Source organism: Nodosilinea sp. LEGE 06152 (assembly GCF_015207525.1).
Lineage (GTDB): Bacteria > Cyanobacteriota > Cyanobacteriia > Phormidesmidales > Phormidesmidaceae > Nodosilinea.
In genome coordinates, this window is the sequence record NZ_JADEWR010000040.1 from 1 (window position 1) to 9,481 (window position 9,481).

Here is a 9,481-nt window from a genome sequence, read left to right on the forward strand (position 1 = left end):
TACGGAGTCACAGGCTCCTGGCGATTTTTCGAGTTTTATCCTTAAAGGTGCGGCGACCCAAGCTACACGCGGTTTGCTTAACCTAGGGTGGGACGGTCTGCCACACTTTTTAAGATACAAGGGTGGGCATTGCTCACCAGCTCTCTCAGCGTTACAAAGCGGGGTTTGTAGTTAAGCAATGTCCCCTTTCTAGATAGCTGCATTTGCGATTGATTTATGAGCAGTGTTAAGTACGAAATCTGCGATAGCAGCATTAGCGCTCCTGCCAGTCCTCTAACGCCCGAAAGCAGTCAGACAGCACCACATTAGAAAACAGAAAACCTTCGGGATCGCTGAGGCGCAAACAACGAAGGTCGTCCCAGGTGTCGCCTTCGGCAACCACTAATCCTGACTGGATGTGCGGCGTTAGGGTTTGATAGAGAACTGCCCAGGTTTTTGGCGAACAATGGGAACGCAGTTCATCCCCGCTGATTCCCGCCTTCAACCGCAGCCCCAGCATCAGTCGATCTAACAACTGCTCCAGCGCCGGTGTCGGCGGTTCGGTGTGAATTCCTCCCGCAGCTTTGAAGTCCTTGACCCACTCGCCGTAGGTCGTTAGCGTTCTAGGTCGGCTAACGCGCTGGTGCTGGGTGTAGCTGGCGGCCCCCAGGCCAAAGCCGTAGTAGGGCTGGTTATGCCAGTAGGTCAGGTTGTGCTGACATTGGTGACCTGGCTGAGCGTAGTTCGAGACTTCGTAGTGGTCGTAGCCCTGGGCGGTGAGAAATGCTTGGGCCAGGCGATACATTGCTGCGGTTTGCTCGTCTGTCGGCAGCGGCGTATCGCCCGGTTGGTAGCGTTGGGCGAAGACGGTTTGGGGTTCTACGGTGAGGTCGTAAATCGACAGGTGGTGGGGATGGAGGGCAATGGCCTTGGCCAAGCCAGTTTCCCAGTCGGCGAGGGTTTGGTGGGGTAATCCTGAGATTAAATCGAGGCTCCAGTTGGGCATGGCGACCTGGTGCAGCCAATCGACAGCCCGGTACACGTCGGCAGTGCGGTGGTAGCGGCCACAGCTTTCTAGGGTGGCATCGTCTAAGGCCTGAACGCCCAAACTGATGCGATTGACGCCTGCGGTCAGGTAGCCCTGGAGATGCAACAGGACAAAGGTGCCGGGGTCCATTTCCATGGAGATTTCGGCGGCGGGGGCAATGCCAAAGCGGCGATCGAGCTGGGCGAGGATTTGCTCAAGCTGAGGGATGGAGAGCAGAGAGGGGGTACCACCGCCGAAGAATACGGTTTGCAGCGGCTGCTCGTTCAGTCTGGGAGTCGCTCCAATTTCCTCGCAGAGTAGCTTCACATAGCTCTCGACGGTGCCGGAGGTCTCGCCCCGCCGCTGGTTACCCAGTACTGAAATTGGGAAGTCGCAGTAAAAGCAGCGGCGACGGCAGAAGGGGATGTGGAGGTAGGCGGCGGCAGGGCTGAGGATGGTTGGAGAATGGTTGGTCATCGCCTGAATTCCAAAGCGAGAGGCTGGAATTGCTGCCAAATTCGAAGCACAAAATTTCGATTCTCAAATGGCCCAACCGTAGGGGCAAATGGCATTTGCCCTGCTGAATTAGGGGTGGTCAGGCAAAATCTGGTATTACAGCCAGATCTGCCGCTGGGGACATTTCGATTGTCCCCAGACCCCCTCGACCAGGGACGTTCCGCCGCCCTGGACCCGACGGACGTATTAGGCTGTGGGTGGCATATCGCGCTTCGCATCGGTCTCGGCTTGTAGGCTATCTGTGGAGACATACCCCTTGCAGTAGCCTAGGCGTATGTCAAATTACGCTAACACTATCGCCGAGCTTGAGGATTTGCCCGCCTTGGGTGGAGATGTTGGTGTTGATGGCCAATTTGTAAAAATGGTCAAACCGTTGGGTGGATGCCCAGTTCGGCAGGGTGGCGGCACGCTGCTGGGCAAAGGTTTTTTGAAAGCGATCGGTGGCGGTTCCGGTGAGGGTATCGCGGGTGGGGACGACACAGCGTTGGCAGGGGTTGATGCCCTCTAGCACCACATTGCCAATGGCAAAGCGCACCGGGTCGGAGTCGGGGCTGAAGAGTTGGTCCTCCCAGAAGGGGGGCACGCCGTCGATTTCTAGGTTGGTGCGGAAGCGGCGGCGGGTTTCGTCGGGGGTCAGGTTGTACCAGGCGGCGACGGTTTGCAGGGTCGAGGTGCTGATTACTGTGGGTCCAGCGGCACTGATGTCGTCAGGAAAGCCGAGGTCGCGGTTTTCTTGCAGGGTAACGGGCTGCTGAAAGTAGCCGCTGAGCCAGGTTTCTAGGTCTGGGCGCTGCTGGTGCAGGTGAAAGGTGGCGGTTGGAGTATCGCCATCCACGCATAGGGTAATGGAGTGGCCATCGTCTGAGAAGGTCGATCGCAGGCGGTGGATAGCGGCGGTGCGCTTGCCGTTGATGAAGCGGTTTTGGGCATCAAAGAGGGCATAGGTACGATCGCGCTCCAGCGCCCCACTATCCAGCACCGACGCTTGAGCCACCGAAACCCCATCCAGCGACTTGACCGGAAAAATATCAATGCGAGCTAGGTAAGGCTTCATGTACCCCTGCGACTAAGGCTATATCACTGCCTCAGTCATCATAGCTAGCCAAAATCTAAACTCCAAAATCTGCTCTCAACCGGCCCCAGTTACGACCCTACAAGGACAAAAAAGACCCCTGAGTTAGCTATCCTCAGGGGTCCGAATCAGGGTGCATCTACCGTTCCAATCTCCTGAGATGGCGGCTAAATTCCGGGGAAATGCCTGGGGTTCACAGATACTTGAAGCAAAGTGGCTATGATCTGGGGGCTGTGTGAATTGTTGACCTTTGCTCTATGGCTAGCCCCGTGACCTCCCCTAAAATTCCAGCCCCTAAAAGTCAAGCTTCTTCTTCTGATGCATCTCTGGAGGGCACAGCTCTGGCACCGGGGGTGTACATTGTCGGGGCAGGGCCAGGCGACCCGGAGCTGCTGACCGTTAAGGCCCAGCGGCTGTTGAGCCAGGCGGATGTAATTCTCTACGCCAACTCCCTGGTACCTCAGCAAATTCTGGAGTGGACTCGCCCCGATGCCGAGCGCATTGGCACCGCCACCATGACCCTAGAGAGCATTTTGCCCCTGATGGTAGAGCGCGTGCGGGCTGGAAAGTCAGTCATTCGCCTGCAATCGGGCGATCCCAGCCTCTATAGTGCTATTCACGAGCAAATTCAGGCGCTGGCGGAGGCCGAGGTGCCCTTCGAGGTGGTGCCGGGCATCAGCGCTTACCAGGCGGCGGCGGCCAAGCTCAATGCAGAGCTGACCATTCCAGGGCTGGTGCAGTCGATCATTCTCACCCGCATCAGCGGGCGTACCCAGGTGCCCGAGGCGGAGGACTTGGCCAGTCTGGCGGCCCACAAGACCAGCCTGTGCCTCTACCTCAGCGCTCGCCACGTAGAAGAATCCCAAGCGCAGCTGTTGAAGCACTACGAGCCAGATACCCCGGTGGCGATCTGCTTTCGCGTCGGCTGGCCCGATGAGCAAATCGTGATCGTGCCCCTGTCAGAAATGGCCAAAACCACCCGCGAGAGAGACTTAATTCGCACCACGCTCTACGTGATTAGCCCGGCGCTGCGGGGGCAGAAGGCCAGGTCACGGCTGTATAACCCCGACCATACCCATCTGTTTCGCCCGCGCGGTTCCACGGGCTTCGACTCCGCTCAGCCACCGGGCTTCGACTCCGCTCAGCCACCGGAACTCGACTCCGTTTCCTGAGCGGAACCGAAGGAAACCTTGACCAGAGCCGACTCTGGGCTTAGAGTATCTGCATGAAAAATTTATGCCTCTAGGGTTCCGGTTTGGCTATTGGGTCAAACGCCTGGTCCGAGAGAGGCGGGTTGGTAATTGCCAACTACACGGCGGGACAAAAGCCCGGGAGGATTCTAGGAGTTGAACTATTCAACTTCTGTGGTTTTCTCGGGCTTTGCTGTACCTAGCCTGGGGAATCGCGTTTAGAGTAGTGCTCAGTGCAACCCTGCGAGGCTTTCCTAATGACCACCGACCCCTCTAACGATCCGGTATTTCAAAGCCCTAACGGCCAATCCTCGGAGGCCCAGCGCGCCCTAGAGATGGAAGCCCGCCTGCCTCTGACCGGCTGGCAGCAGGAGGTTTCCCAGGGGCTGGAGTATGGCCTGGAGGCGGCGGCGAGCATTCGCGATCGCACCATCCCCACCTTTTCCCGCGGCGAGCTGCCCCACTATGCGGGCATCAACACCTTTCTCAAAGCGCCCTACGTCGAAGACGTGCGCCGGGTGGGCGAGTTTGACGTGGCAATCGTGGGTATTCCCCACGACAGCGGTACCACCTACCGCCCCGGCACCCGCTTTGGCCCCCAGGGCATTCGCCGCATTTCGGCTCTCTACACCCCCTACAACTTTGAAATGGGGATCGACCTGCGCGAGAGCATCACCCTCTGCGACATCGGCGATGTATTCACCATCCCCGCCAACAACGAGAAGTCCTTCGACCAGATTTCTAAGGGCGTGGCCCACGTGTTTGCTTCCGGCGCGTTCCCGATTTTGCTGGGCGGCGACCACTCCATTGGCTTTCCCACGGTGCGGGGCATCTGTCGCCACCTGGGCGACAAGAAAGTGGGCATCATCCACTTCGATCGCCACGTCGATACCCAGGAAACCGACCTCGACGAGCGCATGCACACCTGCCCCTGGTTCCACGCCACCAACATGGCCAACGCCCCGGCCAAAAACCTGGTGCAGCTAGGTATCGGCGGCTGGCAGGTGCCCCGCCAGGGGGTGAAGGTGTGCCGCGAGCGGGCCACCAACATTCTCACCGTTACCGACATTACCGAAATGGGGTTGGATGCCGCCGCTGACTTTGCCATTCAGCGCGCCACTGACGGCACCGACTGCGTGTGGATTAGTTTTGACATCGACTGCATCGACGCAGGCTTTGTGCCCGGCACCGGCTGGCCCGAACCCGGCGGCCTGCTGCCCCGCGAAGCCCTCTACCTGCTCAAGCGCATCGTGCAAGAAACCACTGTCTGCGGCATCGAAGTGGTGGAGGTGTCGCCTCCCTACGATGTCAGCGACATGACCGCGCTAATGGCCACCCGCGTGATCTGCGACACAATGGCCCACCTGGTCAAGTCGGGTCAGCTACCCCGCCGCGAGAAGCCGTCGTACATCCACGAAGAGGCGAACATGAATGTGGATGAGCCGTGGCAGTAGGAAAGCCCCATGCATGAGACCGACATGACCAAGGCCCTGATTCTCACCGTGCGTGACTGGTGGGAAGCTCAGCCGGGGGAACCCGCGATTGAAAAGGTTCATCTGACGGTGGGCAAGTTTACCTGTGTGGAGCCGGTGGGCCTACAGTTTGCCTTTGAGGCGCAGACTAGGGGCACATTTTTGGACGGGGCTGAGTTGGTGATTAACGAAACGCCGCTGATTGCCTACTGCCACGACTGCCAGAGCGAGTACCGGCCCGAGATTGGCCTGCAATATGCCTGCCCCACCTGCCAGTCGCCCATGGGCGACATTCGCTCTGGCCGCGAGCTGAAGATTGATCGGGTAGAGTATGCAGAAGCGACTAGCTCAACGTCTCTCCTTTAGGCCTGGGACAAACTGAGATTTAGATCAAGGCAATAGGCCATCAGCCATGACCTCTCAAAATCGCTTCTTAGATCAGTTGCAGGTACTCAACGCCCTTTATCAAAGGGGCTACCACAGCGATCTAATGGAGCGTTCCTTTGCCAAAATTATCGAGTTAGAGCACAGCCAAGCCCTTCAACAGGCCTCAGACCTCCAGGCCAAGCTCCAGGTTTATGAAAGTCAGTATCAGATGCCCTCAGACACCTTTTACCAACAGTTCAACGCCGGAGAACTGGGCGATAGCATGGATTTCTTTGAATGGAGCGCTTTTTACGATATGTGGCAAGCCGTTCAAACTCGAATTGGCGTCTTGCAATCCATTAGTAGCTGATGGATGCCCAGCAGTATCTTACCGAGATCAAATCCAAACTAATTGCAAGCACCATCGTCGAGTCCTTCTCAATTGTTGAGGAAAGAGATTTACAAGACAGAGGTTACTTTCGGACTCGGGTCACACTAACAAACGCTGATTTTCTTGAAATCGCAGAATACTTTGTCATTATCAACGATCAGCCCCAGCCAGACCGCTACCGCTATTAATGGATGGATAGCACCCAGAAAACACTCCGTAAGCGTTGGGACAACGTTCCTCACTTTCCAGATCTGCCCAACTTCCCTCACCATGTCCACGTCAATGCCGAAGATAACGTTCAAACCTCCATACCTAGAGGTCTCACAAAGTTTTTGACTTTCCTAGAGTCAGAGATCTTGCCAGAATGCTAGCCCATTGATTTGTACTAACCTCGCTCTAAAATCCCCAATCTAAAATCTACACTCCTCCCATGCACCAAACCTTTGACGCTGCCTTAGGAATCGATCTGCTCCACGTCAACCAGAGCGGGGCCGACCACAACCGAGCCCACTTTGACCGCTGGGGCATCACCTGTATGAACGTGATGAGCAGCCCTGGAGCGGGCAAGACGGCGCTGCTGGAGCGCACCCTGGAGGGGCTGCACGGAGATCTGGCGATCGCAGTGATTGAAGGCGATATGACCACCGAACTCGACGCCGATCGCCTGCGCCAGTATGGCGTTCCCGTGATTGCGATTAATACCGGGCGATCGTGCCATCTCGACGCCAAGATGGTGGCGGGCGGTCTTCACACCTTGGAGCACAGCTACGACCCCAACGCCCTTGATCTGGTGCTGGTCGAAAACGTGGGCAACCTGGTGTGTCCCGCCGAGTTTGAAGTGGGCGAACATGCCAAAGTGGCCCTGCTCAGCATCACCGAAGGCGAAGATAAACCGCTCAAGTACCCAATCATGTTTCAGGAGGCCGACTGCCTGCTGATTACAAAGGTTGACCTCGCGCCCTACTTGGAGGTCAGCATTGAGCAAATCGCCGCCAACGTCCGGCAGATGAACCCCGACTGCACCATTATTCCGGTGTCGGCCAAAACCGGGGAAGGGCTGGAAGACTGGTTTGGGTGGGTGCGCGATCGCAGCGTTTCCAAGGGTGAGTCGCGTACTCACATTCATGCGTAGGGTGCATCCGCGCCAGCAATGCACCGTTGAGATTTACTCCTGCAGCCGCTACGACGACCGCAAAAACCGCCGCACCACGCCGCCGACGGCGCGCTTCATCTGCTGCTTGCGCCGCCAGTGCTCAAACTCTTTGCGATAGCTGTAATTATTGGGGCGATAGATGCGCCAGGCATCCCAAGCGATTTGTAGTGCCCAGGGACCAAAGACTAGGTACAACAGACCGTTCCAGACCCAGCCTCCGGTTACCAGCTGAAACACCAGCACACCGCCACCCCAAATCAAAAACTGGGCAATGTCATTTTGAAGGCGCTGCTTGCGCTGGTTGTCAAACAGTTTTTGATCAGCAAGCTCGTACTTCTTAACATCCCACTCACGCTCGGCAGCGGCGATGCTGTCGGCAGAGATGCCCAACTCGTCGGCAATTTCTAGCAGCTGGGTGCGGGAGAGCTCACCCGACTCGGTCTGGCGGGCGATCGCAAGGCTCAAAATCTGCTGAGCGTCTTCAGCCGGGTACAAAAAATCGCCATTGTTGATGTAAGGATCTGCCCTCAGCTCAGCCATTGCCGCCCCTACCAAAACTCTCTTTTTCCTTATAGACAAAATCTAAACGATTTCGGGGATCGGTTGGGGTACGGAAAACCTATTGTCACCAGCCCCAGCGCCGCCTTAGCCCACCGCCGTCGTGATAAGACCTGCCCCCGATCCGGGCATGCTAACCCCGAAGGCTATGCATCTAACCCTTGGAGTGTGTACTATGACCCAACTGGTTCCCATCCGCCTAGAGGATGGCACCGAGATCTACATGGAGGCCACCGAAAATGTGGTCGCCCCCAGCTCGGCTCCAGCCCCCAGCCCCGACCCTTATGGCGAAACCACCCGCACCGCCAAGGGATGGAACAGCGCCAATCAGGCTGTTCAAATTCAGGCAGCCCAGAGCTTTAAGGCCATCGAAGGCACCATTCGCACGTACACCAGCCACACCATGAATGCCTTCAAGGATATGGCCACCGCCAACGTCGAAAAAGTCACCCTGGAGTTCGGCCTTAAGGTCGGCGGAGAGGCAGGAGTTCCTTACGTTACTAAAGGCACCGCTGAGAGCAACCTGAAAATTACGGTTGAGTGCTCGTTCAAATAGCGCCCTCATAGGTCAAAAATTGTCGTCACAATTGCCGGGTTGCCGAAGGGAAGGGTCGTTTAGACCTGCTACCCCCACAGCAGCCCGGTTTTTTGCTGTGTCCTCCGAATGCAGGGCGAGCCAGTTGCGGTTTGCCGCCCTTCAATGACTGCTCACAGCCCCAATCGGCAGCCTAAACGTAGATTTGTTGTGCCAGTTCTGGGCCAATGTATAATAATTTGATAATAAAGCCTGAAATACAAGGGTTTCTATTGAATCTTTCTTACCATTTTGTAGATTCGAGCCTTTGGTTTTAGTTTCAGCCCTCGAAACGACCAAACTAATCTCTACCTGTTCACGCTGGGGCTGCCTCTGCGGCGTTTTGGCCCAATGGCCGAGTCAATTCTCCTAGTCCGCTCTCGACAGTTCCTGAAACTCTGACGAACTATAACCCATCACCACTACCAGGGAATGAGATTTTGCAGGGATTGACGAAGGACAAGCCTATCTTAATCACCTGTTTTGCCGCCGGGGGAGCACTGGTCATTTTGACGATGCTGGTGCGATCGGGCCCCGGCAGCACTCCTTCGCTGCCGCCGCCGCCACCCAGCGCCGAAAGCCTGAATATTGAAACGGTGCCGGTGCCGCCGGGTATTAGCCAAGTTACCCCTCAAGAGCGCCTAGAGCGCGACATGACCCGCCAGGAAGACTTAGTTAACGCCCTGAAAGACGAACTGGAAGCTCAAAAAGACCTGGCCGACGATCTCAAGGCCCAGCTCGAACGACAGCAGGCTGAAACTGAGCAGGTGATGGCCCAGCTCGACACTTACCAAACGGCGGTCGAAGAAATGACCTCTCAGCAGGTGCGGCTGATCGAGTCTATCCCGCGCAACAATGAAACCCAAACCATGATTCTCTGGGGCATTTTGGGTCTGTTTCTCATGTTGATGCTCGGGGGCGGCACCGCCTTTGCCATTATTGCCCTGTGGCTAATGCACATTCAGAGGCGCACCCAGCCGCCGCCGCCGATGGTGTACCCCATGCGAATGCCCCCCAGCCCCTACTACTATTACGAACGGCAGCCCCTGCCGCCCCCGGCGCAGCAGCAGCCCTATGTGCAGTACGACATTAGGCCCTATCAGGATTAGGGCCTGGCCGGGGCGGGTAATGGGTGAGTGGGCGGGTGGATGGGTGGATGGGCAGCCGCTGTAGCGATTATCTT

General features: G+C 57.0%; 12 protein-coding genes and 1 riboswitch. Of the genes, 9 read left to right on the plus strand and 3 right to left on the minus strand.

The features are described 5' to 3' along the window. Positions 1 to 253 precede the first annotated feature (253 nt). Positions 254 to 1,483 carry a radical SAM family heme chaperone HemW gene (gene hemW / locus IQ265_RS28280; RefSeq protein ID WP_194059855.1) on the minus strand — a complete coding sequence of 410 codons (1,230 nt, stop codon included), beginning with the start codon at positions 1,481 to 1,483 and terminating at the stop codon, positions 254 to 256. A 316-nt stretch (positions 1,484 to 1,799) separates the two neighbouring features. Beyond that, the gene (locus IQ265_RS28285) at positions 1,800 to 2,576 is read right to left on the minus strand and encodes an MOSC N-terminal beta barrel domain-containing protein (RefSeq protein ID WP_194059857.1); all 777 of its coding nucleotides are present in this window, start codon (positions 2,574 to 2,576) and stop codon (positions 1,800 to 1,802) included. 275 nt (positions 2,577 to 2,851) lie between these two features. Between IQ265_RS28285 and cobM the strand changes: the two genes are divergently transcribed. The 7 genes from cobM to hypB all read left to right on the plus strand — a co-directional run bounded on the left by cobM (position 2,852) and on the right by hypB (position 7,145). Beyond that, on the plus strand, positions 2,852 to 3,766 hold the full coding sequence (cobM, locus tag IQ265_RS28290; protein ID WP_194059859.1) for a precorrin-4 C(11)-methyltransferase: 915 nt from the start codon (positions 2,852 to 2,854) through the stop codon (positions 3,764 to 3,766). Positions 3,767 to 3,825: 59 nt separating this feature from the next. Continuing rightward, a riboswitch (guanidine-I (ykkC/yxkD leader) is annotated at positions 3,826 to 3,931 on the plus strand. 110 nt (positions 3,932 to 4,041) lie between these two features. After that, positions 4,042 to 5,238 (plus strand): agmatinase family protein, encoded by a 1,197-nt coding sequence (locus tag IQ265_RS28295; RefSeq protein WP_194059861.1) that lies wholly within the window; start codon positions 4,042 to 4,044, stop codon positions 5,236 to 5,238. Between the two features lie 9 nt (positions 5,239 to 5,247). Further along, entirely contained in the window at positions 5,248 to 5,622 is a 375-nt protein-coding gene (gene hypA, locus IQ265_RS28300) for a hydrogenase maturation nickel metallochaperone HypA (RefSeq protein WP_194059863.1), read from the plus strand. A gap of 46 nt (positions 5,623 to 5,668) precedes the next feature. After that, complete coding sequence (locus IQ265_RS28305; RefSeq protein ID WP_194059865.1) at positions 5,669 to 5,992, plus strand: hypothetical protein; 324 nt, start codon at positions 5,669 to 5,671, stop codon at positions 5,990 to 5,992. Beyond that, entirely contained in the window at positions 5,992 to 6,201 is a 210-nt protein-coding gene (locus tag IQ265_RS30950; RefSeq protein ID WP_228038616.1) for a hypothetical protein, read from the plus strand. The genes IQ265_RS28305 and IQ265_RS30950 overlap by 1 nt, the downstream gene beginning before the upstream one ends. A 3-nt stretch (positions 6,202 to 6,204) precedes the next feature. Then, positions 6,205 to 6,384, plus strand: a complete 180-nt coding sequence (locus IQ265_RS30955) for a DUF6516 family protein (RefSeq protein WP_228038618.1) — start codon at positions 6,205 to 6,207, stop codon at positions 6,382 to 6,384. A gap of 59 nt (positions 6,385 to 6,443) precedes the next feature. Further along, positions 6,444 to 7,145, plus strand: a complete 702-nt coding sequence (gene hypB / locus IQ265_RS28315) for a hydrogenase nickel incorporation protein HypB (RefSeq protein WP_194059867.1) — start codon at positions 6,444 to 6,446, stop codon at positions 7,143 to 7,145. Between the two features lie 48 nt (positions 7,146 to 7,193). Here hypB and IQ265_RS28320 read toward each other — a convergent pair whose 3' ends face one another. Beyond that, the gene (locus tag IQ265_RS28320) at positions 7,194 to 7,706 is read right to left on the minus strand and encodes a 2TM domain-containing protein (protein WP_194059869.1); all 513 of its coding nucleotides are present in this window, start codon (positions 7,704 to 7,706) and stop codon (positions 7,194 to 7,196) included. 193 nt (positions 7,707 to 7,899) lie between these two features. Here IQ265_RS28320 and IQ265_RS28325 point away from each other — a divergent pair, with 193 nt between their 5' ends. Then, the gene (locus IQ265_RS28325; RefSeq protein WP_194059871.1) at positions 7,900 to 8,280 is read left to right on the plus strand and encodes a CU044_2847 family protein; all 381 of its coding nucleotides are present in this window, start codon (positions 7,900 to 7,902) and stop codon (positions 8,278 to 8,280) included. Between the two features lie 533 nt (positions 8,281 to 8,813). Further along, on the plus strand, positions 8,814 to 9,407 hold the full coding sequence (locus tag IQ265_RS28330; RefSeq protein ID WP_194059873.1) for a hypothetical protein: 594 nt from the start codon (positions 8,814 to 8,816) through the stop codon (positions 9,405 to 9,407). Positions 9,408 to 9,481: the final 74 nt, after the last annotated feature.

Excerpts from the sequence above, each read along its gene's own strand:
- hemW (WP_194059855.1), bottom strand. The coding sequence starts at position 1,483 with ATGACCAACCATTCTCCAACCATCCTCAGCCCTGCCGCCGCCTACCTC.
- IQ265_RS28285 (WP_194059857.1), bottom strand. The coding sequence starts at position 2,576 with ATGAAGCCTTACCTAGCTCGCATTGATATTTTTCCGGTCAAGTCGCTG.
- cobM (WP_194059859.1), top strand. The coding sequence starts at position 2,852 with ATGGCTAGCCCCGTGACCTCCCCTAAAATTCCAGCCCCTAAAAGTCAA.
- IQ265_RS28295 (WP_194059861.1), top strand. The coding sequence starts at position 4,042 with ATGACCACCGACCCCTCTAACGATCCGGTATTTCAAAGCCCTAACGGC.
- hypA (WP_194059863.1), top strand. The coding sequence starts at position 5,248 with ATGCATGAGACCGACATGACCAAGGCCCTGATTCTCACCGTGCGTGAC.
- IQ265_RS28305 (WP_194059865.1), top strand. The coding sequence starts at position 5,669 with ATGACCTCTCAAAATCGCTTCTTAGATCAGTTGCAGGTACTCAACGCC.
- IQ265_RS30950 (WP_228038616.1), top strand. The coding sequence starts at position 5,992 with ATGGATGCCCAGCAGTATCTTACCGAGATCAAATCCAAACTAATTGCA.
- IQ265_RS30955 (WP_228038618.1), top strand. The coding sequence starts at position 6,205 with ATGGATAGCACCCAGAAAACACTCCGTAAGCGTTGGGACAACGTTCCT.
- hypB (WP_194059867.1), top strand. The coding sequence starts at position 6,444 with ATGCACCAAACCTTTGACGCTGCCTTAGGAATCGATCTGCTCCACGTC.
- IQ265_RS28320 (WP_194059869.1), bottom strand. The coding sequence starts at position 7,706 with ATGGCTGAGCTGAGGGCAGATCCTTACATCAACAATGGCGATTTTTTG.
- IQ265_RS28325 (WP_194059871.1), top strand. The coding sequence starts at position 7,900 with ATGACCCAACTGGTTCCCATCCGCCTAGAGGATGGCACCGAGATCTAC.
- IQ265_RS28330 (WP_194059873.1), top strand. The coding sequence starts at position 8,814 with ATGCTGGTGCGATCGGGCCCCGGCAGCACTCCTTCGCTGCCGCCGCCG.